General features: G+C 62.5%; 26 protein-coding genes. 13 read left to right on the top strand and 13 right to left on the bottom strand.

Annotation, left to right across the window (positions count from 1 at the left end; all coding sequences use genetic code 11):
* The first annotated feature begins 5 nt into the window (after positions 1-5).
* The 3 genes from treY to RE4_RS16210 all read left to right on the top strand — a co-directional run bounded on the left by treY (position 6) and on the right by RE4_RS16210 (position 4,266).
* Positions 6-2,363 carry a malto-oligosyltrehalose synthase gene (gene treY, locus RE4_RS16220; RefSeq protein WP_060938920.1) on the top strand — a complete coding sequence of 786 codons (2,358 nt, stop codon included), beginning with the start codon at positions 6-8 and terminating at the stop codon, positions 2,361-2,363.
* Between the two features lie 94 nt (positions 2,364-2,457).
* On the top strand, positions 2,458-3,270 hold the full coding sequence (locus RE4_RS16215; RefSeq protein ID WP_019748832.1) for a mycofactocin-coupled SDR family oxidoreductase: 813 nt from the start codon (positions 2,458-2,460) through the stop codon (positions 3,268-3,270).
* A gap of 66 nt (positions 3,271-3,336) precedes the next feature.
* The gene (locus tag RE4_RS16210) at positions 3,337-4,266 is read left to right on the top strand and encodes an NADP-dependent oxidoreductase (RefSeq protein ID WP_060938919.1); all 930 of its coding nucleotides are present in this window, start codon (positions 3,337-3,339) and stop codon (positions 4,264-4,266) included.
* Positions 4,267-4,282: 16 nt separating this feature from the next.
* Here the strand turns inward: RE4_RS16210 and RE4_RS16205 are convergent, their stop codons facing one another.
* Positions 4,283-4,702: a PaaI family thioesterase gene (locus RE4_RS16205; RefSeq protein WP_238076796.1), complete on the bottom strand. Its 420-nt coding sequence runs from the start codon at positions 4,700-4,702 to the stop codon at positions 4,283-4,285.
* Between the two features lie 55 nt (positions 4,703-4,757).
* Here RE4_RS16205 and RE4_RS16200 point away from each other — a divergent pair, with 55 nt between their 5' ends.
* The gene (locus tag RE4_RS16200) at positions 4,758-5,351 is read left to right on the top strand and encodes a TetR/AcrR family transcriptional regulator (RefSeq protein WP_060938918.1); all 594 of its coding nucleotides are present in this window, start codon (positions 4,758-4,760) and stop codon (positions 5,349-5,351) included.
* A 34-nt stretch (positions 5,352-5,385) separates the two neighbouring features.
* On the opposite strand, the gene RE4_RS16195 is transcribed toward RE4_RS16200, so the two are convergent.
* Entirely contained in the window at positions 5,386-6,282 is an 897-nt protein-coding gene (locus tag RE4_RS16195; protein ID WP_060938917.1) for an EamA family transporter, read from the bottom strand.
* An 83-nt stretch (positions 6,283-6,365) separates the two neighbouring features.
* Here RE4_RS16195 and RE4_RS16190 point away from each other — a divergent pair, with 83 nt between their 5' ends.
* A complete protein-coding gene (locus RE4_RS16190) occupies positions 6,366-7,256 on the top strand; it encodes a LysR family transcriptional regulator (RefSeq protein WP_021333706.1) in 891 nt (296 codons plus the stop codon).
* A 1-nt stretch (position 7,257) separates the two neighbouring features.
* Here the strand turns inward: RE4_RS16190 and RE4_RS16185 are convergent, their stop codons facing one another.
* The 3 genes from RE4_RS16185 to RE4_RS30740 are packed head-to-tail and all read right to left on the bottom strand — an operon-like array spanning position 7,258 to position 8,547.
* Positions 7,258-7,614, bottom strand: a complete 357-nt coding sequence (locus tag RE4_RS16185; protein WP_019748838.1) for a PLD nuclease N-terminal domain-containing protein — start codon at positions 7,612-7,614, stop codon at positions 7,258-7,260.
* Positions 7,615-7,671: 57 nt separating this feature from the next.
* Positions 7,672-8,295: a TetR/AcrR family transcriptional regulator gene (locus RE4_RS16180; protein WP_019748839.1), complete on the bottom strand. Its 624-nt coding sequence runs from the start codon at positions 8,293-8,295 to the stop codon at positions 7,672-7,674.
* A 57-nt stretch (positions 8,296-8,352) separates the two neighbouring features.
* Positions 8,353-8,547 carry a DUF1918 domain-containing protein gene (locus RE4_RS30740; RefSeq protein ID WP_003941743.1) on the bottom strand — a complete coding sequence of 65 codons (195 nt, stop codon included), beginning with the start codon at positions 8,545-8,547 and terminating at the stop codon, positions 8,353-8,355.
* A 193-nt stretch (positions 8,548-8,740) separates the two neighbouring features.
* Here RE4_RS30740 and RE4_RS31595 point away from each other — a divergent pair, with 193 nt between their 5' ends.
* The 4 genes from RE4_RS31595 to RE4_RS31585 are packed head-to-tail and all read left to right on the top strand — an operon-like array spanning position 8,741 to position 11,497.
* Entirely contained in the window at positions 8,741-9,613 is an 873-nt protein-coding gene (locus RE4_RS31595) for an MFS transporter (protein ID WP_255246883.1), read from the top strand.
* 9 nt (positions 9,614-9,622) lie between these two features.
* On the top strand, positions 9,623-10,738 hold the full coding sequence (locus tag RE4_RS31590) for an MFS transporter (RefSeq protein ID WP_238076774.1): 1,116 nt from the start codon (positions 9,623-9,625) through the stop codon (positions 10,736-10,738).
* Between the two features lie 40 nt (positions 10,739-10,778).
* Positions 10,779-11,369, top strand: coding sequence for a TetR/AcrR family transcriptional regulator (locus tag RE4_RS16165; protein WP_019748842.1), 591 nt, complete (start codon positions 10,779-10,781; stop codon positions 11,367-11,369).
* Positions 11,366-11,497 (top strand): hypothetical protein, encoded by a 132-nt coding sequence (locus RE4_RS31585; protein WP_007733137.1) that lies wholly within the window; start codon positions 11,366-11,368, stop codon positions 11,495-11,497. Before RE4_RS16165 ends, RE4_RS31585 begins: the two co-directional genes overlap by 4 nt.
* A 21-nt stretch (positions 11,498-11,518) precedes the next feature.
* Here the strand turns inward: RE4_RS31585 and RE4_RS16160 are convergent, their stop codons facing one another.
* The 4 genes from RE4_RS16160 to RE4_RS16145 all read right to left on the bottom strand — a co-directional run bounded on the left by RE4_RS16160 (position 11,519) and on the right by RE4_RS16145 (position 14,364).
* Entirely contained in the window at positions 11,519-11,932 is a 414-nt protein-coding gene (locus tag RE4_RS16160; RefSeq protein ID WP_019748843.1) for an arsenate reductase ArsC, read from the bottom strand.
* Positions 11,929-13,032: an ACR3 family arsenite efflux transporter gene (gene arsB / locus RE4_RS16155; RefSeq protein WP_020969838.1), complete on the bottom strand. Its 1,104-nt coding sequence runs from the start codon at positions 13,030-13,032 to the stop codon at positions 11,929-11,931. Before arsB ends, RE4_RS16160 begins: the two co-directional genes overlap by 4 nt.
* Entirely contained in the window at positions 13,029-13,415 is a 387-nt protein-coding gene (locus RE4_RS16150) for an ArsR/SmtB family transcription factor (protein WP_020969839.1), read from the bottom strand. Before RE4_RS16150 ends, arsB begins: the two co-directional genes overlap by 4 nt.
* A 64-nt stretch (positions 13,416-13,479) precedes the next feature.
* Positions 13,480-14,364: a helix-turn-helix domain-containing GNAT family N-acetyltransferase gene (locus tag RE4_RS16145; RefSeq protein ID WP_020969840.1), complete on the bottom strand. Its 885-nt coding sequence runs from the start codon at positions 14,362-14,364 to the stop codon at positions 13,480-13,482.
* 95 nt (positions 14,365-14,459) lie between these two features.
* On the opposite strand from RE4_RS16145, the gene RE4_RS16140 reads away from it, so the two are divergent.
* Positions 14,460-15,821: an NAD(P)-binding domain-containing protein gene (locus tag RE4_RS16140; RefSeq protein ID WP_020969841.1), complete on the top strand. Its 1,362-nt coding sequence runs from the start codon at positions 14,460-14,462 to the stop codon at positions 15,819-15,821.
* 69 nt (positions 15,822-15,890) lie between these two features.
* A complete protein-coding gene (gene treZ / locus RE4_RS16135) occupies positions 15,891-17,612 on the top strand; it encodes a malto-oligosyltrehalose trehalohydrolase (RefSeq protein WP_060938916.1) in 1,722 nt (573 codons plus the stop codon).
* Between the two features lie 50 nt (positions 17,613-17,662).
* Here the strand turns inward: treZ and RE4_RS16130 are convergent, their stop codons facing one another.
* Positions 17,663-19,207 (bottom strand): MFS transporter, encoded by a 1,545-nt coding sequence (locus RE4_RS16130; RefSeq protein ID WP_019748849.1) that lies wholly within the window; start codon positions 19,205-19,207, stop codon positions 17,663-17,665.
* 128 nt (positions 19,208-19,335) lie between these two features.
* Between RE4_RS16130 and RE4_RS16125 the strand changes: the two genes are divergently transcribed.
* The gene (locus RE4_RS16125) at positions 19,336-19,857 is read left to right on the top strand and encodes a TetR/AcrR family transcriptional regulator (protein ID WP_019748850.1); all 522 of its coding nucleotides are present in this window, start codon (positions 19,336-19,338) and stop codon (positions 19,855-19,857) included.
* A 13-nt stretch (positions 19,858-19,870) separates the two neighbouring features.
* Here the strand turns inward: RE4_RS16125 and ilvA are convergent, their stop codons facing one another.
* The 3 genes from ilvA to RE4_RS16110 all read right to left on the bottom strand — a co-directional run bounded on the left by ilvA (position 19,871) and on the right by RE4_RS16110 (position 23,632).
* Complete coding sequence (ilvA, locus tag RE4_RS16120; protein WP_019748851.1) at positions 19,871-21,226, bottom strand: threonine ammonia-lyase IlvA; 1,356 nt, start codon at positions 21,224-21,226, stop codon at positions 19,871-19,873.
* Positions 21,227-21,305: 79 nt separating this feature from the next.
* Positions 21,306-23,081: a pyruvate dehydrogenase gene (locus RE4_RS16115; RefSeq protein ID WP_020969844.1), complete on the bottom strand. Its 1,776-nt coding sequence runs from the start codon at positions 23,079-23,081 to the stop codon at positions 21,306-21,308.
* 116 nt (positions 23,082-23,197) lie between these two features.
* Positions 23,198-23,632 (bottom strand): nitroreductase family deazaflavin-dependent oxidoreductase, encoded by a 435-nt coding sequence (locus RE4_RS16110; protein WP_019748853.1) that lies wholly within the window; start codon positions 23,630-23,632, stop codon positions 23,198-23,200.
* 220 nt (positions 23,633-23,852) lie between these two features.
* On the opposite strand from RE4_RS16110, the gene RE4_RS16105 reads away from it, so the two are divergent.
* The gene (locus tag RE4_RS16105) at positions 23,853-24,086 is read left to right on the top strand and encodes a hypothetical protein (protein WP_019748854.1); all 234 of its coding nucleotides are present in this window, start codon (positions 23,853-23,855) and stop codon (positions 24,084-24,086) included.
* Positions 24,087-24,132 lie beyond the last annotated feature (46 nt).

The following is a 24,132-nucleotide window of genomic DNA, read 5'->3' as shown; positions in this document are numbered from 1 at the left end:
TGCACATGGCCCCGATAACCAGCACCTACCGACTGCAGTTGCGACCGGATGCATTCACTCTTCGTGATGCGGCCGCACAGGTGGACTACTTCGAGGCATTGGGGGTCTCACATCTTTATCTCTCCCCCATCCTCACTGCGACGTCCGGGTCGACGCACGGCTACGACGTCACCGATCCGACGACCGTGTCCGAAGGACTTGGTGGCCGCGAGGCTTTGGTGGAGTTATCGCGCGCGGTTCGATCACGTGGGATGGGCCTGATCGTCGATCTGGTCCCCAACCATGTCGGTGTCGCCAAACCTCGCGAAAATGCTTGGTGGTGGGACGTTCTCACGCACGGGCAGTCGTCGGAGTACGCGGACTTCTTCGACATCGACTGGGCAGACGACAACGGGGCCAACGGCAAACTCTCGCTCCCGGTGCTGGGCAGCCAGGACGATCTCGACGCACTGACTGTCGAGAAGGATGGTGAGGAAACACTTCTCGCGTTCTACGAGCACCGCTTCCCTGTCGCCTCCGGCACCGAATTCGGATCTCCACAGGAGGTCCACTCCAGGCAGTCGTACCGACTCGTACCGTGGAACGCCGGAATCATCAACTACCGACGGTTCTTTGCCGTCAACGAACTCGCTGCACTGCGCCAAGAGGACCCCAAAGTCTTCGAACTCTGCCATCGGCAATTGAAGTCGTGGGTCGATGAAGGACTGATCGACGGCGTTCGCATCGATCACCCGGACGGACTCGCCGATCCGGCGGAGTATCTGGGGCGCCTGCGGGAACTGATCGGACCAGATCAGTGGCTCGTGATCGAAAAGATCCTCGGCCATACGGAACCACTCGATCCGCTGCTCCCGATCGACGGCACCACCGGATACGACGCACTCAATCAACTGGGCGGCATTTTCGTCGATCCCGCCGCCGAACTCGAATTGACCGAACTCTCCGCAGATCTGACCGGCGACGACGGGGACAGTACGTGGTTGCATCACACCGAACGTCAGTTCAAACGCGACACCGGGCGCGGTGACCTTGCACCCGAGGTTCGCAGACTCGTGCGCGCAATCCGACGCGAAACCGGAAGTCGTTGCAGTGAGACCGAACTGAACGACGCAGTTGTCGTCGCGATCGCTCGGATGCCGGTCTATCGATCCGACTACAGTCCCCTCGCCGGTTTGGCCGCTCGCATCGTCGGCGACATGCACGAACTGGCGCCCGGGCATGAAGCGGCGTTCAACGTGCTGGCGCAATCCCTGGTGAACAGCGGTGAAGCGGCGGTTCGCTTCCAGCAGGTGTGCGGCGCCGTCATGGCTAAGTCCGTCGAAGATCGACTCTTCTATCGGACGGCGCGACTGGTCTCACGTCAGGAAGTCGGCGGCAACCCGGCATCACTTGCCGTCTCCGTCGCCGAATTCCATCTCCACAACGCGGACCGAGCGAAGCGGTGGCCGCGGGCGATGACGAGTCTGTCCACTCACGACACCAAACGCGGCGAGGACGTGCGGGCACGGATCGGTGTTGTGTCTCAGGTGCCGACCCTGTGGTCCCGGCTGATTCGCGACTGGGAAAACGTCTGCCCCAGCCCTGATCCGCTTACCGGATTGTTCCTGTGGCAGAACATCATCGGCGTGTGGCCGGCGGACGGTCGCTCGGCAGCCTCGGTTCCAGAGCTGCGCGAGCGTTTACACGCCTATGCGGAGAAAGCCGTCCGCGAGTCCGGCGCCAGGACTTCCTGGAACGATCCGGACGTCGGCTTCGAGTCGGCAGTGCACCGCTGGATCGACGAGGTGATCGACGGACCTGTCGCTGATTCGGTCAGCGAATTCGTCGGCCGGATCGCGCGTCACGGCTGGGCGGACTCTCTGGGCCAAAAGCTGCTCCAACTCCTCGGGCCCGGAGTTCCCGACGTCTACCAGGGCACGGAGCTGTGGGAGGACTCGCTGGTCGACCCGGACAACCGGCGCGTTGTCGACTACGGAACGAGGCGATCACTGCTCGAATCCGGCGCCGCGCCGATCGACGCAACAGGAACCGCAAAGTTGCACCTCGTTCGCACGGCACTGACACTGCGGCGGGAGAACCCCTCGTGGTTCGATCACGGTGAGTACCGGCCCATCTTCGCTTCAGGTTCCGGATCCGGTCATCTGGTCGGCTTCTCGCGCGGCCCGGCAGGTGATCCGCCCATGGTCGTTGCTCTGGCGACGCGACATTCGCTCGGACTCTCGTCGCACGGCTGGCGAGACACACGAATCGACCTTCCCGAAGGCGAATGGCTCGACGCACTGAGCGGACAACCCGTCACGTCCGCAGATGCGCGCGATGTCTTCGCCGCCGGACCATGTGCCCTGTTGACCAGGGTGTGCTGAGCGGTTTCCGCTGACTGGACATTCACCCCCGAAAAGAACTTCGTCGCGCTAACTTCCGAAGAGCAGATCGTCACCACTATTCGGAGGTTTGAGCATGACTGCCAATCGATACACCGGAAAAGTTGCCTTCATCACCGGAGCAGCCCGCGGTCAGGGGCGGGCGGAAGCTGTCCGGCTGGCAGAAGAGGGCGCAGACATCATCGCCGTCGACGCGTGTGTTCAATTCGAATCCACGTCTTACGCCGGCGCCACCGAAGACGACCTGGCCGAGACAGTCGAACTGGTCAAGGCTCTGGACCGTCGAATTGTCGCTACCAAGACCGACGTCCGCGACTTCTCTGCGCTGTCCGCGGCGCTCGATGCCGGCATCGACGAACTGGGGCGCCTCGACGTCGTCGTCGCGAACGCCGGAATCTGTTCTGCCAACATGTCATGGGAAATCACGCCCGAGCAGTGGCAGGAAACGCTCGACGTCAACCTGACCGGAGTCTTCCACACCGCCAAGGCAGCGATCCCGCACCTGATCAAGCAAGGCACCGGTGGCTCGATCATCTTCACCAGCTCCGTCGCCGGCCTGCGTGGGCTCCCCTTCCTCGGCCACTACGTCGCGAGCAAACACGGCATCACCGGTCTGGCCAAGACGATGGCCTCGGAATTGGGGCAGTACAACATTCGGGTCAACACCATCCACCCGCACGGCGTGGAAACCGGAATGCAGATGACGGACATGCGGCCGCTCATCGACGCCAACGCTCACACCCTCGGTCCGATCTTCATGCAGACCTTGCCAGACCCGGTCAGCCAGCCGGAGGACATCGCCGCAGCCGTCGCGTTCCTCGGTTCCGACGAGGCCCATCACATCACCGGCATCGCGATGCCGCTCGATCTGGGCACCCTGATCCGCTGATCGAATCTTCTCGAGTTTTTCCCGTCCTCGGGGAATATCGCTTCCCCGAGGACGGTTGCGCGAGACATGACCAAAACTGTTGTAGCGCAGACGTACGGCACGCCCGAGGTCCTGGAGCTGGTGGACATCGATTTACCGGCACCGAAATCAGGCGAAGTCCTGGTCGACGTGAAAGCGATCGGCGTCAATCCCTTCGACTTCAAGCTCTACAGCGGTGCTTTCGGCACTGATCCCGAGAAACTTCCGATCCGCCTCGGCGGCGAGGCAGCGGGCGTCGTCTCGGCGGTCGGCGACGGCGTTACCGGTGTTGCAGTCGGCGACGAGGTGATCGTCAGCCCCGGCAACGGTCTTTACGCCGAACAGGTAGTCGTTCCGGTCTCCTCGATCACCGCGAAGCCCGCCGGCATCAGCTGGGAACAGGCGGCCGGACTCCTTCTCGTCGGCGGAACTGCAGTCGACGCCCTCGACACCATTCGCGTCGGCTCCGGGGACACCGTCCTCATCCACGGCGCGTCCGGTGGCGTCGGCGCTATTGCGGTTCAGCTCGCCGCAGCACGCGGTGCCACCGTGATCGGCACTGCGGGAGCATCGAATCAGGACTACGTGCGCTCGCTCGGCGCCACGCCGGTGCTCTACGGCGAGGGCCTCGAAGCCCGCGTTCGTGAACTCGCACCGAACGGTGTCGACGCCGCTTTCGACACCGCCGGAACTGACGAAGCCGTCGATACATCTCTGACATTGGTCGCCGACAAGAGCCGTATCGTCACCATCGTCGCGTTCGGACGCGCCCAGACCGACGGCTTCGCGTCTGTCGGCGGAGGCAATCCGGCAAGTGCCGAAGCACGTTTGAAGGCTCGCTCCGAACTGGTCGAACAAGCCGGGTCCGGACACCTCACCGTGAAGATCGCCAAGACCTTCCCGCTCGCAGACGTCGCACTCGCTCACACCGAGTTGCAGAGTTCTCATCCCGCCGGGAAGTTCATCCTCATTCCCTGAGGTTGCCCGAGGTTCCCTAAGCCTGAACGGCGAGTGGAACCAAGAGGGTAGTGCCGAACGCGACGAGCACGGATTCGCCTTCGCGTTCGGCATGTACCTCGGCAGTGACGAACACCTGCTTGCGCCCAGCCTTGACCGAGCGTGCCGTGGCGACGAATGCCGTTCCGACTCCCGGGCTCACGAAATTGACCGCGCAGTTGGACGCCGCCACGACACCAACCTGTGTAAAGGCGGCAAATCCGCACGCAGTGTCGATAAGTCCCGCCACAAGCGCAGCGTGCAAGTGTCCCGAGTACTGGCCAAGATCCTCACGCCATTCGAGCCGCAGGCAGACACGTCCTGGTTCGGCCTCCGTCACTTCGAATCCGGCCCACCGGTTGAAGGCCGCCGAGGCGTTGACTGCGCGCAATTGTTCCAGCATCTCCGGATGTTCCATGTAGACCAGTCTACATAGATTGTGGTGGATCGCTGGGGTGTTTAAGCTCCAACTCGTGGCGACTCCCCCGAAACACCGCAAAGCACTGGTACGAGCTGCAGCCGATCTGTTTCGCCGCCAGGGGTATGCGGCTACGGGACTCAACGAGATCCTCAAGTCGAGTGGCGCCCCGAAAGGTTCGCTCTACCACTACTTTCCCGGCGGCAAAGAGCAGATCGGCGAAGAGGTCGTCCGCGTCGGCGGGCAGTTGGTCACCGACACTCTGACCGAACTCGCCGACAGTCAACCGGACGCCGGAGCACTGCTGCGCGAGTATGCGCGGTTGCTCGCTGGATGGGTGAGCGATTCGGACTTCCACGAAGGCTCGCCGATCACGACGGTGTTGTTGGAACTTGCCCCCGATTCGGAGAGCGTGACAGGCGCAGGACAGGCGGTCTACCGACAGTGGACTTCACTACTGCGCGACTCACTGATCGAGTCCGGTGTCGAACGCACTCGATCGGAACGGCTTGCCGTCCTGGCAGTGTCCGCACTCGAGGGTTCGCTGGTGCGGGCTCGCGTCGAACGATCAGGTCAGCCGATCCTCGATTCGCTCGGCGAGGTCGCCGACGTGTTCGACGGAGCAATCGCTGCGGCAGCCGTGCACTGAGCTGACATGCCCTGAGCGAACGGCACTCTCGGTCTCATGAAGGCGCCGAAAGGTACGTTCGCTCGGAATCGGACGGTGGGCCTGCCGGCTTCCCGCCACCACCCCGAGCACCACCGCGGGCCGCGCCGATCCCCGCGACGACGACGCATGCGATACCTGCCACTGCCAGAACACTCGGAACTTGTTGCAACACAACAAGACCGATGAGCTGCGCGAAAGCGGGTTCGAGACTCATCAGCGTGCCGAATGCTGCTGTCGACAGCCGCCGCAGTGAGACCATCTCCAGAACGAACGGCACGACGGGCAGCAAGATCGCAAGTCCGAGGCCCACGAGAACCAGGTGCGGGGTCAGCCGCCCAATGGCCGAGTGGCCCACGGCAATTGTCGCGGCCAACCCGGCAACCGCCATCGACACCGCCAGCCCGTTGATACCGGCAACCTCGTCGCCGACCCGCTGGGTGAGCAGTATGTACATCGCCCAGCAGAGCGCCGCGCCAAGTGCGTACGCCACACCGACCAGATCGACTGTCCCTGCCCACGGTTCAGTGAGAAGGACTACGCCCACGCCTGCCAGAACCGGCCACAGAACGCGGCCACGCCCCCGGAGCAAAGCAACCGTCAGCGGACCCAAGAACTCCAGCGCGCTTGCCGTTCCCAGAGGAAGACGCTCGACGGCCGCCATGAACAACAGCGTCATGCCGGCGGTGACCACACCCAGGACCACGCAGGCCAGAAACGCTTTGCGAGTGAACGCGGAGGAACGGGGCCTGACGATGATCAGAAGAATGATGCCCGCCCAGGCGAGACGTATCCACGCTGCTCCGTCTGCTCCGAGCTGATCGATCAGACCCACCGACACGGCAAGCCCGAGCTGCACGCACAACATCGCCAGAACAGCCAGGCCCACTCCGGCCCGCGCTTTCGTATCCATAGCTGAATTGAACGGGACGCCAACCGTTCGTGTCCACGCGATTTTGACCTACATTATGTTCACGATTAGTGAATGATCGAACGATGGAAACCCGTCGACTCCATCTCCTCCTCGAACTCTCCCGCTTGGGTTCCATGCGCGCGGTCGCCGAAGCTCACAACCTCACGACATCGACAGTGTCCCAACAGCTCGCGGCTTTGACCGCGGAAACCGGTACTGCATTGATCGAACCGGAAGGCCGACGCGTTCGCCTCACACCTGCCGGTCAACGACTCGCCGATCATGCCGTCACCATCCTGGCAGCCGTGGATGCAGCTCGCCTGGACCTCGATCCGACCGCCGAACCGGAGGGGACATTGAGAGTCGGCGGATTCGCTACTGCCGTCAGAACCGCGATGCTCCCCGTCGCCCTGAGCCTGCAACACAGCCATCCACAGGTAGACGTGGTGATCTGCGAGTACGAACCGGCCGAGGCTTTTGCCCTACTCGAACGAGATGACCTGGACCTCGCGCTGACGTACGACTACAACCTCGCCCCCGCATCCCCGAGCTCGTTACTCGAAGCACTACCGCTCTGGTCGACGCCGTGGGGATTATGCGTTCCCGACAACGCCCGCACACCCGACGAGTCCACGAAATCCGGGATCGATCTCCGCGCCTTCGCAGACACACCATGGATAGTGAACTCACGAAACACAGCCGACGAGCGCGCTGTGCGAACCCTCGCGTCACTGGCTGGATTCACCCCTCGGATCACTCACCAGATCGACAGTCTCGACTTGGTCGAACTCTTGATCCTCAGTGGTTACGGCGTGGGGCTGATGCCACTCGAACGCAAGACCCGCGAAGGCGTACGCGTCGTGCCGCTGACCGATCCGCCTGTCATCCTCACCGCCCATGCGGTGACGCGTCGCGGCCGATCGTCGTGGCCGCCGCTTCGGCTCGTGCTGGACCGTCTCACGGCCTACCGATAACTCAAATCCGATCAGCGTCGCCGTCGCGGCGCTGCTGCTTTGCAATTCGACGCTGCTCTTCCGCCCGCTCGCGGCACTGACGCAAGAATGCTTCGTCCGCCGCCGGATCCTGCGCAACGGCGCGTCCCGGACGCTCGTATTCGCCGTAACCGGTTGGACCCACGTAACCGCGGGGCGCGTTCTGTCCGCGCCCGACCACCAGCCACAGAACGGACCCCAAGGTGGGAAGGAAGATGATGATCAGAATCCAGACGACCTTGGGTAGGTACTGGATGTAGGCGTCATCTCTCGTGATGGCGTCGACGATGCAGAAAATCCACAGCAACATCGTGATGAGGCCGAACAAGGCATAGGGCACGCTGGCGATTCCTCCCGAGAATAAAAAACCCTCGCCATGCTAACGAAAACAGACCGATTAGTACATTAGATTCTGGCGAATGTTGAACTCGAGCCATCCTCGGTATGCATCGACATCCCATCCACTGACCCGACGCAATTGCTGATGAAGCTGAGGCGAGACGAAAGCGGCAAGTATGCCCGCGGCTTTCTCGAGCGAAATCTCGGGCCTCAACAATCCGTGCTCGGACAGACCCTCGGCTATCGACATCGCATTGACGGCCGACTGATCCGACGATTCCTCGGACAGTCGCCGCATGTCGGCATCCGCACCTGACGATTCGACCGCGACCATCATCAGAGCGCCGGCACGTTCGAGCAGTCCGATGCCCTGTGCCACGATCTGGGAGACGATCCGGCGAACGTCATCGGGGTCCGAGGCCAGGTTCGGCGCGCCGAGTGGAACCTCGTCGGCATCGAGCGCCGCGGCGAGGGCCGCTTCGAAGATCTCGAGCTTCCCGCCCGGGAAGGCTGTGAACACCGTCCGATTGGCGACGCCGGCCGAGTCGGCAATCTGTTTGACGGTGGCACTGACGTATCCGTCTCGGACAAACAAGGTCGTCGCCGCATCACGAATGAGTTCACGCGTTCGCTGTGCGGAAGCTTCACGCACGCGGGAGTGGTACTGGCGTCTGCCCTCCATTGCGCACACTTTAGCCGCATTCGATGCAACGGCCATGCATGGAAAGAATCGTGCAGTTCAAGAGCCTTTTCCGGGGTGATCTATCCAGCCGTCGCTACCGGGAAACACCAACGCCTCGTGCCCGTTGTCGTACCTGACCAGATAGGGCGGCCCTCCGTCCTCCCCGTGGACTTCGAGGACCTCGGCAGTTACCTCCGCCTGCCCAACCACGCGCCCCTGGACATGGAGACGGTCACCCACTTCGGCATGCATCACTCCTCCTCGCTGCCCGCTCGCGCGGGCGCAGACCAACCACTGACGTTGTTCCCGCGATACCGACTTGGAAACCCTGGACGGGTTGCCGTCGTGAGGAATCGCATATTCACCGAAGGTGACAGCGAGGGGTGAACAGTGGTTCACTCATGGGTGAATTCCCGTTCACCACCGCCGCGTGAAGGACCGTCGCTTGGCATTGCACTCGTCTCCGACCACTCGCCGTTCAAGTCGGCTCATCACTGCAATTCTCTGTCTTTCCGGCACCGTGGTCGCGCTGCAGCAAACGATGGTCATTCCGTTGTTGCCCGATTTCCCGAAAATCCTCGGCGTCAGCGCTGACGACGCCTCCTGGCTCGTCACCGTCACACTCCTCACGAGCGCCGTCGCCACTCCGATCGTCTCCCGCCTGGCGGACATGTTCGGAAAACGGCGCATGATGCTGATTTCGATGACGATGATCGTGGTCGGATCACTGGTCGCGGCGATCGGCGGCAACTTTGTCGCCCTGCTGATCGGCCGTGGCCTCCAGGGCTTCGCGATCTCGATGATCCCCGTCGGAATCAGCATCATGCGCGACGAACTGCCCAAGGAGAAGGTGGCGTCGGCAACAGCCTTGATGAGTGCCACTCTCGGAATCGGCAGCGCACTCGGGCTCCCCCTGTCCGGGTTGATCTTCGAGCATCTAGGCTGGCCCGCCATCTTCTGGCTCTCGGCGATCGTGGGCGTCCTGTTGATCATCGCGGTAGCCGCCGTCGTCCCGGAATCGAGTGTTCGCACCCGCGGCAAATTCGACTTCCTCGGCGCGGTCATGCTCTCGACAGCACTCACGGCGATCCTCCTCGCCATCTCCAAGGGGGCCCGTTGGGGATGGACGAGCGAACTGACATTGCTCATGTTCGTCATCGGAATCGTGACGCTCGCACTGTGGTTCCCGTACGAACTCCGGGTCACCCAGCCGATGGTCGACTTGCGAACGTCGGCCAAGCGGCCCGTTCTGCTGACCAACGTCGCCTCGATCCTCGTCGGCTTCTCGATGTATGCGAACAACCTCTCCACCACTTAGCAACTCCAGATGCCGAAGATCTCCGGCTACGGCTTCGAACTGGGAGTGATGGCGGCCGGACTGTGCATGATTCCGGCAGGCCTCGCGATGGTCTTCTTCGCTCCCGTCTCCGCGAACATCACGAAGCGATTCGGAGCCAAGATCACCCTGATCGTCGGCGGCACTGTGCTCGCGCTCGCCTACATCGCGCGCGTGTTCCTGACCGGCTCGATAACACTGATCATCATCAGCGCGGCGGTGGTCAGCATCGGAACTGCAATCGCCTACTCCGCGATGCCGATGCTGATCATGCGATCGGTTCCGATCACCGAAACCGCGTCCGCAAACGGCCTCAATTCGCTGCTCCGCTCAGTCGGTACGTCCACATCCAGCGCAGTGGTTGCCGCCATGCTCACCTCGATGGTCATCCCGTCCGGGCCGGGCGAGGGCCTTCCGTCGATCGACGCCTTCAAGAACATCTTCTGGCTGGCCGCCCTCGCCGCCGTGGCTGCTGCCGCTGCCGCTGCGTTCATTCCTCGCCGCGGCGCAAAACCGGAAACGGCGCTTCGCCCGGTGACCCCGGAAGGGTTCGAGCTTCCCGACGCCGCCGTGTCCGAAACGGAAATTGTGGTTGCCGGTCGTGTGGTCCGAGCCGACAGCCGACCGATCCGGCAGGCTGTTGTCACCGTGATGGACATGGAGGGGCGACCGATCGACTGGAGTCGCGCCGACAACGAGGGCAACTTCTCCCTCGCACTACCCCGGCCCGGACGGTACTTGGTGGTGACGAGTGCCGACGGCTGGTCCCCTCGGTCGCAGGTGATCGCTTTCGACAGCGCGCAATCGACGCACACCGTCGAACTCGGTGACCGCCTCACCATCTCCGGCAAGGTCGGAGTCGACGGCCGAACAACCTCGGGAACCGTCGTCACACTCACGAAACCGACCGGCGAATTCGTCGCATCCACCGTCACCGACGGAACCGGGCACTACGGAATCGCACTCCCGACATCCGGCCGGTACATCCTGACCGCGCTGACCGAGAGTGGACACGGCACATTGGCTCGTCAGATAGCGGTCATCGCGCAGTCCACCGTCGTCGACTTCGACGTACCCGTCGATGCCGAGCCGTTGACGACAGTATGAGCAACCAAACGCATGGCGATCGGGTATCGAGGCGAGCGGCATGAGCAGCGGTGAAGCCAGCATCCTCACAGCAGCGAAAGCCTTGTTCGCGGAACGAGGTTACGCATCGACGACCATCAAGGACATCGCGGTCGCAGCCGGTTACTCCCCTGCCCTGGTCATGAAGATCTACGGCAGCAAAGCTCGATTGTATTCGGCTGCGATCCCGTCCGCACCTCCGATGGACGAGGATCCCAATGCCGACGCCACCGGAAACATCGGCTGTCAACTGGTCGAGAAACTTGTCGCTCGTAGAGAATCCGACGAAACCGATCCGTGGGCAATGCTCGCAGTACACGTTCACGAGGCGCCAGATCCGGACGCCGCCCGGGCAGAGATCAAGGAACGATACGTTCACGGGATCGCACGACGCATCGGCGACACCGAGCCCGGTTTGGTTCGCAGCCAGGTCGTCGTCTCACTGTTGCTCGGACTTGCCACCGGCATGCGGACGCTCGAACTCCTCGGTGAGGATTCGTTGTCGTCGAAGGACCTGATCCGGCGCTACGGAAGTCTGATTCAAACAGTCGTCGACGAAATCGAACCGGTATCCGAGCACGAATCGGACATCAGTGGCACGGTGGAGGAATGACTACCTACCGATACCTCGACGCCGATCGAAACCTCCTCGAAGAGAAAGATTTCGAAACCGAGCAGGACGCACAGGAATACCGACTCTCGGTCCTCGGTGCCGAACACATCGAGCCCGCGGGCGAATGATCCTCTCGATTCCCCGATCGGTCAGGGAGACTTCGCGGCAGTGGTGAGTTCAGCGATCAAGGCTTGAACGCGACGCTCGATTTCGTCACGGATCGGGCGAACCGCTTCGAGGCCCTGTCCCGCCGGATCGTCGAGAACCCAGTCTCGGTAGCTCTTGCCGGGGAAGATCGGGCACGTGTCGCCGCAGCCCATGGTGATGACGACATCCGAATCCTGGACGGCGTCAACGGTGAGGATCTTCGGAGACCGAGCTGAGATATCGATACCGCGCTCTGCCATCGCCTCGACCGCTGCCGAATTGACGGTCTCGGCGGGTGCGGATCCGGCGGAACGGACCTCGATGGCGTCGCCTGCGAGATGGCTCAGGAATCCCGCGGCCATCTGAGATCGGCCGGCATTGTGGACGCAGACGAACAACACCGATGGTTTGCTCATGACCTCGCTCTTTCTCGACTGGATGAAACCTCTTTGACTGCAAAGCGTTTGCGTAGAGCAAGGGAGACATAGACCAGCCCGACGAGCACCGGTACCTCGATCAGCGGGCCGACAACACCGGCAAGAGCTTGCCCCGAGGTGGCGCCGTAGGTGGCGATGGCTACCGCGATCGCGAGTTCGAAGTTGTTGCCCGCGGCGGTGAACGCCAGGGTCGTCGTGCGTTCATAGCCCAATCCGATTGCGGCGCCGAGGATGTAGCCTCCGCCCCACATGAGCGCGAAGTACGCGAGCAAGGGCAGCGCGATCCGGACGACATCCCAAGGCTGGGAGGTGATCTGTTCGCCCTGCATCGAGAAGAGCACGACGATGGTGAACAGCAGACCGTAGAGCGCCCAGGGGCTGATCTTGGGGATGAACTTGTTGTCGTACCAGTCGCGGCCTTTGGCGCGTTCACCGAAGAAGCGGGACAGAAAACCTGCCAGCAGCGGGATACCGAGGAAGATCAGGACCGATTTCGCGATCTGCCAGGGCGAGGTGTCGATGGTGGTCTGTTCGAGGCCGAGCCACCCGGGCAGGACCGAGAGGTAGAACCAACCGAGCACGGCGAACATGATCACCTGGAACACCGAATTGATGGCGACCAGCACCGCGGCGGCTTCGCGGTCTCCGCAGGCCAGGTCGTTCCAGATGATCACCATCGCGATGCAGCGAGCGAGACCGACGATGATCAAACCGGTTCGGTATTCCGGCAGGTCAGGCAGAAACAGCCAGGCGAGGGCGAACATCAGCGCCGGGCCGAGAACCCAGTTCAGGAACAGGGAGCCTGCGAGGAGTTTCTTGTCCCCGGTGACAGTGTCGAGGCGGTCGTAGCGGACCTTCGCCAGGACCGGGTACATCATGATCAGCAGGCCGAGGGCGATCGGCAACGAGATGCCGTCGATCTGCACCTTGTCCAGGGCAGTGTTCACACCGGGGATCCAGCGTCCAACCAGCAGGCCGACGACCATGGCCACGCCGATCCAGACCGCAAGATAGCGGTCGAGGGTGGAGAGTTTTCCGACGACTTCGGGGTGTTCGGTGGTGGCAGCGGTGTTGCTCATGCGGTGACCTCTGCGCACGCGTCCGCGACACTCACGCTCGTACCTTCAACCAGTAGAACGGCGGAAAGCTGTTGCAGTGCAGTAGGAATCACCCAGTAGTACACCCAGGTCCCGCGACGTTCACAGTCGAGCAGCCCGGCCTGGCGCAACACCTTGAGATGATGCGAGATCGTCGGCTGAGACAGATCGAACGAGTCGGAGATGTCGCAGACGCAGGCTTCACCACCCTCGTGACTTGCCACCAAGCTCAGCAAGCGGAGACGAACCGGATCGCCGAGGGCTTTGAACATCCGCGACAAATCGCCGGCCCAATCCTCGGTCAGCGGTTCACGGACGAGCGGGGTGCAGCAAGGCTCGGACTCCGGTGACTCTTGATTCGACATTCTTCGATATTGACAGATATCGAATCAACGCGCAATCGAGTGCCCGGTCGGCCGGATCCCGGACTCACCCCTCGGCGGTCACCGCACGTCGTTCGAGCAGAACGGTGTCACGCCACACACCGTCAAGCTGGGCAATCCTCTCGCGGAGACCGATAGTTCTGAACCCGGCCGAATGATGCAGCGAGATGGAGGCGCGATTCTCGGGAAATATCGACGTCTGCAGTGTCCAGAGGTCGTCGACATCAGCGGCCATGACTTGCTTGCGCAACAACGCCTTTCCGACACCCCGACCACGCATTCCGCCCGCGACGTACACGGAGTTTTCCGCCACCCCGCGGTAGCAGTCACGCTCGGAAACTGGACTCAACGCAGCCCAACCGACAACAACACCCTCGATAGTCGCGACCCACCGATGCTTCGACAGCCACCGTTCGTGGAGATGCTCACGCGAGGGGACCTCAGTAGCAAAGGTGGCATTTCGGGTGTCGATACCCTCGCCGTAAATACGGCGAACCGCATCCCAGTCGTCGTCGATCATGGCCCGGACAGAGACATCGTCGGGCAGATCACTCGGGCAGCAAGGACGCGGAGCGAGGACTCCCATCACCACGTCCGCCGCCTGCGGCAAGGCAACGCAACACGTCGGATTCACCGCGACGACCGTGCTCGTCCCCTCCTTACGCATGGTCACAAAACCCACATCGGCGAGCTTGCGCAGGTGGTGCGACACCGTCGGTTGTCCGATCCCCAACGCTTCCGCGAGCGCTCCGACGGTAATACCACCGACCGCGCTCGCCACCCGGTGAAGCAATCGGACGCGCATCGGCTCGGCAAGGCAGGCGAACCACTGCGCGTAGGTATCGGCATCGCCCTGCGCGAGGACGGAAGAACCAATCTGATCCGGGTCCGAATCACCGACGCGCACCGTCGGAGTCTGCAGCGATGTCATCTCTCCACTATATCGACAGCTGTCGATGGTTGCCTACATTGATGATTGTCGATACAGTTCCACTAAGATCGATAATCGTCGATGAAAGGTACGAGATGAACCCCCTACCCGTTGTCGTGATCGGGGCCGGCCCGATCGGCCTGGCAGCCGCAGCAGAACTGCGCGAACGCGGACTCACACCCCTTGTCTTCGAGCGCGGAAGCACAGCCGGTGCTGCGATCTCCGAGTGGAATCACGTTCGACTGTTCTCCCGGTGGTCCGAACTCGTCTCCCCCGCCGCGCAGCGACTCCTCGAGCAGAATGGATGGCGCTCTCCCGACGCTGAGACGTACCCGACCGGCCGGCAATGGCGCGACCTCTACCTCGGGCCACTCGCCTCAACACTCGGCGACGCCATCCAGTTCGACACCGAAGTGATCGGCGTAGCCCGACGCGGACGTGACCTGGTCGTCGACGCCGGCCGCGATACCGAACCCCTCTCGATTCATCTGCGCCGCCGTGACGGAACCGAGGACCGCGTGTTCGCCCAGGCGGTTGTCGACGCATCCGGCACCTGGGGTACTCCCAACCCGCTCGGCGGTGAAGGTCTTCCCGCCCTCGGCGAGGGCGCTGTGGGCACTGCGATCAGGTACCGGGTTCCTGATCTCGACGATCCGGCGGTGCGTGCACAGTTTGCCGGAAAACACACGGTCATCGCGGGGAGCGGCCACTCTGCGCTGACGGCGATCGTTGCGCTGTCGGGGTTGGCGGAGCAGGCTCCGAGCACCCGCATCATCTGGGCGGTCCGCCGAGGAAACGTCGGCTCAGCGTTCGGTGGCGGCGAAGCTGACGAACTGCCCGCGCGCGGCGCCCTGGGACTGCGCGCAAAGAAGGCCGTCGAGGACGGACTACTGAGAGTGGTCACCGGCTTCCGCACCGCAGAGGTGACAACAACCCCTTCGGGACAACTCGTACTTGCCTCCGATGCCGGTGATCGCATCGAGAACGTGGACAACGTCATAACGCTGACCGGATTCCGCCCCGATCTTTCCTGGCTTTCGGAAATTCGACTCGGCCTCGACCCGGTCTTACAAGCACCGGTCGAGTTGGCTCCACTGATCGACCCGAACGTCCACTCGTGCGGCACGGTGTACCCGCATGGCGCGAAGGAGCTTCGCCATCCGGAGCCAGGCGTGTACTTGGCAGGAATGAAAAGCTACGGCCGGGCACCCACCTTCCTGGCGATGACCGGCTACGAGCAGGTTCGCAGCATCGCCGCCGAACTCGCCGGCGATCACGAAGCGGCAGCCCGCGTCGAGCTGATCCTTCCGGAGACCGGAGTCTGCGGCGGTGCAGGTGTTTTCGACGAAGCTGACGCAGCGGAAGCCGAAGGCGGGGAAGCCGAGGGCGGATGCTGCGGCGCACCCACTCCGGAACTGATCACGTTGTCCGCTCCGTCTGGCAACACCCGCGGCTAGAAACAGTCCATGACGACGGATCCACCCCGCCGGGCTGCCACATCCGACCGAACAAGGCATGCTGATCGTGTGCATACTTTCGAGGTCTGGGCGCCAACGCCGGAATCGGTCCGGGTCGAAGTCGATGGCATCACGCACGACATGGAGCGGACCGACGACGGGTGGTGGCGAGGCGAGGTCGACTGCGACAACGAAGCTCGCTACGGCTTTGTCGTCGACGGTCAAATACTCCCGGATCCGCGGTCACCACGCCAGCCCGAAGGCGTGCATCTCCGCTCCCAACTGCACCAACTCGACGAGTCCTCCTGGACCGACTCTCAGTGGACCGGACGGCAACTCCCAGGATCGTCGGTCTACGAACTGCACATCGGAACGTTCACCCCCGAAGGAACTTTCGACGCCGCGATCGAGCGTCTCGATCACCTCGTGGACCTCGGCGTCGGGTTCGTCGAGATCATGCCGGTCAACGGTTTCAACGGAACTCACAACTGGGGCTACGACGGTGTGCTCTGGTACACGGTCCACGAGATCTACGGTGGCCCGGACGGGTTACAGCGCTTGGTGAATGCGGCCCACGAACGTGGACTCGGCGTGATCCTGGACGTGGTCTACAACCACCTGGGCCCGTCGGGTAACTACCTCGAAAAGTTCGGCCCCTACATTGCCGATGGCGCGAACACCTGGGGCCGAACGATCAACATCGGAGGCCCGCAGTCGGGCGAGGTTCGCGAATACATCATCGGGAATGCCCTGCGATGGATGCGTGATTTCCACATCGACGGCCTACGCCTCGACGCCGTCCACGCGTTGGTCGATCACACCGGAACGCACATCCTCGAGGAACTCGCCGTCCGAACGGAAACACTGTCGGCCCATCTGGGCCGACCGCTCACGTTGATTGCCGAAAGTGATCTCAACGACGCCACTCTGATCACGCCACGAGCGGCGGGCGGGTTCGGCTTGGACGCGCAGTGGGACGACGACATCCACCACACCATTCACACAGCCGTCTCCGGCGAACGTCAGGGTTATTACGCCGACTTCGGATCCTTGGAATCCCTTGCAAGTACATTGCGGCGCGGGTTCTTCCACGCCGGAACGTATTCCTCGTTCCGTGGGCGGGTTCACGGCCGGCCGATCGATATCACGCATCAGCCCGCCAGTGCTCTGCTTGCATACACGTGCACCCACGATCAGATCGGCAACCGAGCGATCGGCGACCGCCCGAGCGCCTATCTGACGCCAGGACAATTGGCGATCAAGGCAGCACTGGTCCTGCTCTCGCCGTACACGCCGATGCTGTTCATGGGAGAAGAATGGGGAGCCTCCACTCCGTTCCAGTTCTTCACCTCGCATCCGGAACGGGAACTCGGCGAGGCCACCGCCAAGGGCCGTAAGGCGGAGTTCGCGGCACACGGCTGGAACAGCGACGACATTCCGGATCCGCAAGATCCACAGACATTTCTGCGATCGAAACTGGACTGGGACGAGCGAACCGACGAGACACATGCTCGCGTCCTGGCGTGCTATCGCGATCTCCTTGCCCTGCGCAAGAGGCGAATCGAGATCACCGACCCCTGGCTGGGGCACCTGCACGTCGACTACGACGAGGACGACCAGTGGATCACCCTGCGCCGCGGCGCATTACAGATCGTGTGCAATCTGGGAACGGACGCGGCCTCGGTCCCAGCCGGCGGAACCCCCATCCTCTGGTGGGATCCGCCGACACAGGACGAGACCGCGTCCGCAACAGTCGTGCCTGGGCACTCGTTCGTCGTACTCGAAAGCTGACTACCCGGATTCTGCAGGAGCTAGCGCTTCGCGTTCTACTGTTACACGCATCAACGCTTCGCGTTCTCTGGTGTACTCCGCAGCATCCGCAATACCAATGCGGCACTGACGAACAGAACCAAAGCGGTTGCGCCGGCGGCAACGTGCATACCGTCGACAAACGCCGCCTTCGCGGAATCGGCAAGCACCGAACCGAGTTCACCAGGTAGGTACGTCGCTTCCTGCAGCGCACCGCCGAGGGTGCCCTGCGCAGCGTGCGCCTGATCTGCTTCGAGCATGGACGTGTCGATTCCCTTGCGGAAGATCGCCATCACCACGCTGCCCAGGATCGCCACACCGAGCGCGATACCGAGTTCGTACGCAGTCTCCGACACCGCGGACGCAGCGCCGGCACGCTCGGGTTCCACCGAACTGACCACAAGATCCGACGTCAGGGTCAGTGCGACACCGACACCTGCACCGGCCAGACCGAAGCCGATCACGAACATCAACGGGCCGCTGTCCACCCCGAGGGCGAGCAGCATCGCAGCACCGATACCGGCAACCGCGAGGCCTGCGCTGAGCACGTGAGACACCGACCACCGGCGAATCAACCAGGCCGCCGCAACCGCGGTGAATGCGCTGAGCAACATACCCGGGAGCATCAGCAGGCCGGCGTCGAGCGCCGAGTTACCCAGCACCAACTGCAGGTACTGCGAGCCGAAGAACAGGACACCGGCGAGTGCGAAGATCGAGAGCAGGTTGGTGATGACGGCGGTGGAAAACGACGCATTGGCAAACAGTTTCAGATCCAACATCGGATCCTTCAGCATCCGCTGACGACGCACGAACACGTAGCCGGCGGCGAGACCCACAAGGCCGATCACCAGCAACGTGATGCTGACGCCGTGCACCACGGATTCCTTGACCGCGTACACCAACGGCAACATGGTCGCCATCGACAGACCAGCGCTGATGAGGTCGAATCGACCCGGGTTGGGGTCTTTCGACTCCGGGATCAGGATCGGGCCGAGTACAACCAGCGCGATCATGACCGGAATGTTGATCAAGAAGACCGAACCCCACCAGAAGTGCTCGAGCAACCAACCACCGACCAAAGGGCCTGCCGCTGTACCGCCACCGGCCATCGCGCCCCAGACACCGATTGCCTCGGTGCGCTGACGCGGGTTGACGAAGATCGTGCGGATCAGACCGAGGGTGGCCGGCATCAGCGTTGCACCGGAAATACCCTGCAGCACGCGGGCGGCAATGAGCATCTCGGGACTGACAGCGAGAGCGGCGATGATCGAGGCGAGACCGAAGCCGACTGCGCCGATCAGGAGCAGTTTTCGCCTACCGATCCGGTCACCGAGCGTACCCATGGTGATGAGCAGACCGGCGAGCACGAACGAATAGACGTCGATGATCCACAGCAACTGCGTGCTGCTCGGCTCGAGATCGGCGCTGATGAACGGAAGCGCAAGATCGAGCACCGTGCCGTCGACTGCGATGAGCAACACAGCAAAGGCAAGGACTATCAAGCCCGCCCAGTCACGCTTTGTCGCCCGAACCTCGTCGGGATTGATTGCAGACGTCTGATCTGCCGACACTGACATTGCTCCCCTGCGACTTTCTCTGAGTTCTTTCGAAAAAATTTCACTGAACCGTCCAGCCGGTACAGTAGGTCTACGGTAACAGTGAACCGTCCAAGCGGTAAAGTTATTTCCGGGTAGGGTCACATCACATGGCTGCCGACACCCGCGATCGAATTCTCGACGCACTGGAGAAGCTGCTGCTGGTCAGCGGCGTTGCCCAAGTCACGCTCGAAGGCGTTGCTGCCGAAGCCGGGGTTTCCAAGGGCGGACTTCTCTATCACTTCCCCAGCAAGGAAGCACTCCTCGCGGCGATGGTCCGCAGACTCGGAGAACGCTCGGATCAACAACTCGAAGACGCCGTAGCAGGCGGTACGACGGTCACCGAGTTCTATCTGCAGATCCCCGATGCGAACGAAAGCGAAGAACTCTCACTCTTCCGGTCGATCATCGCGGCACTGAGAACAGTCGACGGACAACACGACGAGATCCAGAAAGCCGTTACCCACGTGATGCGCAGCTGGGACAAAGGCCTTCAGACCGAGATCGCCGATCCCATACAAGCCGAGATCATCCGACTCGTCGGCGACGGTCTGTACTTGGCGGCCATGCTCGGGCTCCCCCAGCCAGATCCCGAATTGCATCGACAGGTGGTCGAGCGACTGCGGCCCTGACCGGGGGCGTCCCTTACGTCAGATAGCGGTACGCCGGGCTTCCCGGCTCGAGCCTCTCGGACTGCATCGGCGCGCGCTCCATTCGCTCGAGCAAGGCCGCCAAACCGTCGGCGGAACCGAGTTCGATACCCACCAACGCGGCACCCGTCTCGCGATTGTTTCGCTTGACGTACTCGAACAGCGCGATGTCGTCGTCCGGCCCGAGCACGTCCGAGAGGAAGCGACGGAGCGCTCCCGGTTCCTGCGGAAAGTCCACCAGGAAGTAGTGCTTGAGCCCGAGGTGAACGAGCGAGCGCTCGAGGATTTCGCCGTAACGGGAGACGTCGTTGTTGCCACCGGAAATCAGGCACACGACGGTCGAACCCGGCTCGAACGTCAAATTCTGAAGTGCCGCAACGGAAAGCGCTCCCGCGGGTTCGGCGATGATGCCCTCGCTCTGATACAGCTCGAGCATCGCCGTGCAGATAGCGCCCTCGTCGATCTGATTGACGACAAACGATCCCGAACCGGAGCGTGTCTGAAGTTGACGAGCCACGAGCGGCAACGACGCGTGCGACACCACGGCGGCACCCAGACGTGAGACGACCTCGTAGGGAACATCGCCGATCCTCTTGACCGCTGCCCCGTCGACAAATGGATCGACGTCGGGAAGAGTCACCGGGCCCCCGGCAACGAGAGCGGCCGTCATGGACGCCGCGCCGGACGGCTCGATCCCGACGATCGACGTCTTGGGCGATCGCTCGTGCAGATAGGTGGCTATGCCCGCGATGCAACCGCCGCCGCCGACCGGCACGACGATCGTGTCGAGAGGTGCGTCCAGTTGCGTGAGAATCTCCGCTGCGATGGTTCCTTGCCCCGCAGCGGTGCGCACGTCGTCGAACGGGGGAACCATGGTTGCGCCGGTTTCGGCTACGTCCTCCGCGGCCGCAGCAGCGGCGGCGTCATAGGTCTCACCGATCATGAACAGTTCGACAAACGCTCCACCGTGGGCGCGGATGCGATCACGCTTCTGCTTGGGGGTATTTGCCGGAACGTAGATCCGACCCTTGATCTGCATCGTTCGGCACGCGAAGGCAACACCCTGCGCATGGTTACCGGCACTGGCAGTCACCACGCCGGCCGCGCGCTCGGCCTCGTTGAGCTGAGCGATCAGGTTGTACGCGCCACGAATCTTGTACGAACGAACGCCCTGGAGGTCCTCGCGCTTGAGGTACACGTGCGCGCCGGTCAACGCCGAAAGACGGTCGCTGTACTGCAGGGGTGTCGCCGCAATGACGTGCTGAATTCGCTCGATGGCCGCGTCGATCTCCTGCGCGTCGAGCGCGGGGACGGTGGACTTCGTTACTACGACATCGGGCGAGTTAGACACTCCGCCATTTTCGCACGTCGGGGATCAACCTTCCCACCACCCCGCCCCACATGGTCTGCGAGGCAGGGCGGCGGGTAGGTCAGCCGCGAGGATCCAACTGTGAGGGACGTGGCACGTTCCGCAGGTTCGACTTGGCCATCTGCACCGCCTCGCCGACGCCGCCGTTCATCACCATCTTCGACATCGCCAAAGCGAAGCCCTTCATCTGACCACCGGTGATGGTGGGCGGCAACGACAATGCCAGCGGATCGGTCACCAGATCAACCAAGGCCGGACCGTCGTGATCGAGCGCGGCGCGTAGGCCCGCTTCGATGTCCGCGGGATTCTCGATTCGGCGCGAGAAGATACCGAGCGCAGCAGCAACCGCCGCGTAGTCGACCGCGGGCACGTCGACCCCGAAATCCGGAAGGCCGTCGACCAGCATCTCGAGCTTGACCATTCCGAGCGTCGAGTTGTTGAACACCACGATCTTGACCGGCAACTTGTACATCGCGACGGTGACCAACTCACCGAGCAGCATCGACAATCCACCGTCGCCCGACACCGAGATGACCTGACGCCCCGGACTCGACCATGCCGCACCCATCGCATGTGGGAGCGCATTGGACATGGATCCGTGCAGCGCCGAGGAGATGAAGCGTCTCGATCCGTTCGGATTGAGATAGCGCGCCGTCCACACGTTGCACATCCCGGTGTCGGCGGTGAAGATTGCGTCGTCGGCCGCCAGATCGTCGAGGATCGAGGCCGCATACTCGGGATGAATGGGTGTGCGCTGCTTGACTGGATCCGTGTACGCACCAACCACTTTGGTCATCAAAGTGTTGTGCTTTGCGAGCGTATCCTCCAGGAACCCGCGGTCGGTCTTTCGATCGAGTTGCGGAATCAGTGCGCTCAAGGTGCTCGCGACGTCACCGTGCACCGCCAGGTCCAGGCTGGTTCGACGCCCCAACCGCTCGGCCGCGATGTCGATCTGAGCGGTACGAACGTCATCGGGCAAGAACTGGTCGTAAGGAAAGTCCGTACCGATCAGGAGCAGAAGATCGGCTCCGTGGATACCGTCGTGCGCCGCACCGTAACCGAGCAATCCCGTCATCCCGACGTCGTACGGGTTGTCGTACTGGATCCATTCCTTGCCGCGCAGCGAATGCCCGATGGGAGCCCCGACGGTTTCGGCCAGCGCCAACACCTCGGCGCGTGCGTCTCGCACGCCTGCGCCGGCGAAGATCGCAACCTTACGCGAGCCGTTGATCACATCTGCCAACGCCTTGACGTCACCGGCATCCGGAACGACTGTCGGCCTTCGGGTTTCGACGAGCGTCGGCGGGGTGCCTTCTGCCGGACAATCGGCGATGTCCCCGGGAAGCACGATCACCGAGACGCCGTTTCGAGCCACCGAATGCTGAATCGCCGACTGCACCACGCGAGGTGATTGGACTGCCGTGCTGACGAGTTCGGTGTAACTCGAACATTCGATGAAGATCCGCTCGGGATGCGTTTCCTGAAAGTAGCCCATTCCGATCTGGGCGCTGGGGATGTGTGAGGCGATCGCGAGGACCGGCGCGCCCGAACGATGAGCGTCGTACAGGCCGTTGATCAGGTGAAGGTTTCCGGGACCGCAGGATCCGGCACACACTGCGAGTTTCCCGGTGATCTGGGCATCCGCTGCGGCCGCAAACGCAGCTGCTTCCTCATGACGGACGTGTATCCAGTCAATTCCGCCCTTTTCGGAACCACCGGTGCGACGTACCGCATCGACGATGGGATTGAGACTGTCACCGACAATTCCGTAGATCCGACTGACACCCGCGTCAACGAGCTGCTGAACCAATTGATCTGCAACGGTTTTCGGACTCATCAGACCTCCATGACACACTCACGGGAGTCGGGATCGCCGACCCCCGCGAGTGACGATTTGCTTGTGGTTTATGCAGTGCTTCTTGTGGACTGCCGTTTCGTGAGGACTGCAGTGCGTTACTTGGGTTCGAGCACGAACACCGGGATCTCACGATCGGTCTTCGTCTGATAATCGGCGTAGTCGGGGTACGCAGCGACAGCGCGCTCCCACCAGATCGCCTTCTCGTCTCCGGTGACTTCACGAGCAACCAGGTCGAAGACCTGCGTCGCGTCACGCAGCGTGACGTGCGGATCGGCCTTGACGTTGTAGTACCAAACCGGATTCTTCGGAGCGCCACCAAGCGAAGCCACAACGGCATACGAGCCGTCGTGCTCGACGCGCATCAGCGGCGTCTTCCTGACCTTGCCGGACTTTGCCCCGACGGTCGTGAGAACGACGACGGGCATGCCGTTCATGTCGTTTCCCTCGGTGCCACCGGAGTTCTCGATGCGTGCGACCTGATCGGCGGCCCACGACGCTGGACTGGGTTCGTACTCACCTGTGATTGGCATGTGTACCAGTGAACACCCACTCGAGCACCTTGGCCACCGAACCACACCGACCAGGACCGTCGTCGGCACACTCCCCTGGTTGATCGATTAAGTGAGCTGCCGATCAATAAAGTTCGCTTGCCCGAACTCTCATCTCTGGCTACTCTGAAACCACAGCTTCGAACAGCCGTATCGCTAACCAGGCCGCAGCGAGAACAGACTGCACCGAGAAAGGGACGAGATGACTACCGCAGATATCTCCACTCGCGAATCACGCCCCTCGTCCGACCATTTCGTCGATCTGGCCGGGACTCGGTGGCCGCTGTACAAGATCGAAGCTCTCGCGGTCGGTTTTGTGCTGTTCGTGGTCGCCGGAGCTGTCACCCAGTCGATGCAGGTAGCCGTACTGACTGCCGCAACAGCAGCCGTGGTCACCTGGTGGGCGCGTCGCGTGTACTACTCACGCACCACCTGATCACTCCACTCCCCGTACTCCCGCGAACCACGAAGGGACCTTGCTG

Source organism: Rhodococcus erythropolis NBRC 15567 (genome assembly GCF_001552595.1).
Lineage (GTDB): Bacteria > Actinomycetota > Actinomycetes > Mycobacteriales > Mycobacteriaceae > Rhodococcus_F > Rhodococcus_F erythropolis.
The sequence above is the reverse complement of the archived record's forward strand: the minus strand, read 5'-3'. Positions and strand labels throughout refer to the sequence as shown.

What these genes read in the sequence shown, in the direction of transcription:
- RE4_RS16115 (WP_020969844.1), bottom strand. Translation starts at nt 23,081, where the DNA reads ATGAGTCCGAAAACCGTTGCAGATCAATTGGTTCAGCAGCTCGTTGAC.
- treY (WP_060938920.1), top strand. Translation starts at nt 6, where the DNA reads ATGGCCCCGATAACCAGCACCTACCGACTGCAGTTGCGACCGGATGCA.
- RE4_RS16190 (WP_021333706.1), top strand. Translation starts at nt 6,366, where the DNA reads ATGGAAACCCGTCGACTCCATCTCCTCCTCGAACTCTCCCGCTTGGGT.
- RE4_RS16210 (WP_060938919.1), top strand. Translation starts at nt 3,337, where the DNA reads ATGACCAAAACTGTTGTAGCGCAGACGTACGGCACGCCCGAGGTCCTG.
- RE4_RS16145 (WP_020969840.1), bottom strand. Translation starts at nt 14,364, where the DNA reads ATGACATCGCTGCAGACTCCGACGGTGCGCGTCGGTGATTCGGACCCG.
- RE4_RS16195 (WP_060938917.1), bottom strand. Translation starts at nt 6,282, where the DNA reads ATGGATACGAAAGCGCGGGCCGGAGTGGGCCTGGCTGTTCTGGCGATG.
- RE4_RS31590 (WP_238076774.1), top strand. Translation starts at nt 9,623, where the DNA reads ATGCCGAAGATCTCCGGCTACGGCTTCGAACTGGGAGTGATGGCGGCC.
- RE4_RS16110 (WP_019748853.1), bottom strand. Translation starts at nt 23,632, where the DNA reads ATGCCAATCACAGGTGAGTACGAACCCAGTCCAGCGTCGTGGGCCGCC.
- RE4_RS16105 (WP_019748854.1), top strand. Translation starts at nt 23,853, where the DNA reads ATGACTACCGCAGATATCTCCACTCGCGAATCACGCCCCTCGTCCGAC.
- RE4_RS16180 (WP_019748839.1), bottom strand. Translation starts at nt 8,295, where the DNA reads ATGGAGGGCAGACGCCAGTACCACTCCCGCGTGCGTGAAGCTTCCGCA.
- RE4_RS16140 (WP_020969841.1), top strand. Translation starts at nt 14,460, where the DNA reads ATGAACCCCCTACCCGTTGTCGTGATCGGGGCCGGCCCGATCGGCCTG.
- RE4_RS16165 (WP_019748842.1), top strand. Translation starts at nt 10,779, where the DNA reads ATGAGCAGCGGTGAAGCCAGCATCCTCACAGCAGCGAAAGCCTTGTTC.
- RE4_RS30740 (WP_003941743.1), bottom strand. Translation starts at nt 8,547, where the DNA reads ATGCATGCCGAAGTGGGTGACCGTCTCCATGTCCAGGGGCGCGTGGTT.
- RE4_RS16205 (WP_238076796.1), bottom strand. Translation starts at nt 4,702, where the DNA reads ATGGAACATCCGGAGATGCTGGAACAATTGCGCGCAGTCAACGCCTCG.
- RE4_RS16160 (WP_019748843.1), bottom strand. Translation starts at nt 11,932, where the DNA reads ATGAGCAAACCATCGGTGTTGTTCGTCTGCGTCCACAATGCCGGCCGA.
- arsB (WP_020969838.1), bottom strand. Translation starts at nt 13,032, where the DNA reads ATGAGCAACACCGCTGCCACCACCGAACACCCCGAAGTCGTCGGAAAA.
- RE4_RS16125 (WP_019748850.1), top strand. Translation starts at nt 19,336, where the DNA reads ATGGCTGCCGACACCCGCGATCGAATTCTCGACGCACTGGAGAAGCTG.
- RE4_RS16215 (WP_019748832.1), top strand. Translation starts at nt 2,458, where the DNA reads ATGACTGCCAATCGATACACCGGAAAAGTTGCCTTCATCACCGGAGCA.
- RE4_RS16150 (WP_020969839.1), bottom strand. Translation starts at nt 13,415, where the DNA reads ATGTCGAATCAAGAGTCACCGGAGTCCGAGCCTTGCTGCACCCCGCTC.
- RE4_RS31585 (WP_007733137.1), top strand. Translation starts at nt 11,366, where the DNA reads ATGACTACCTACCGATACCTCGACGCCGATCGAAACCTCCTCGAAGAG.
- RE4_RS16130 (WP_019748849.1), bottom strand. Translation starts at nt 19,207, where the DNA reads ATGTCAGTGTCGGCAGATCAGACGTCTGCAATCAATCCCGACGAGGTT.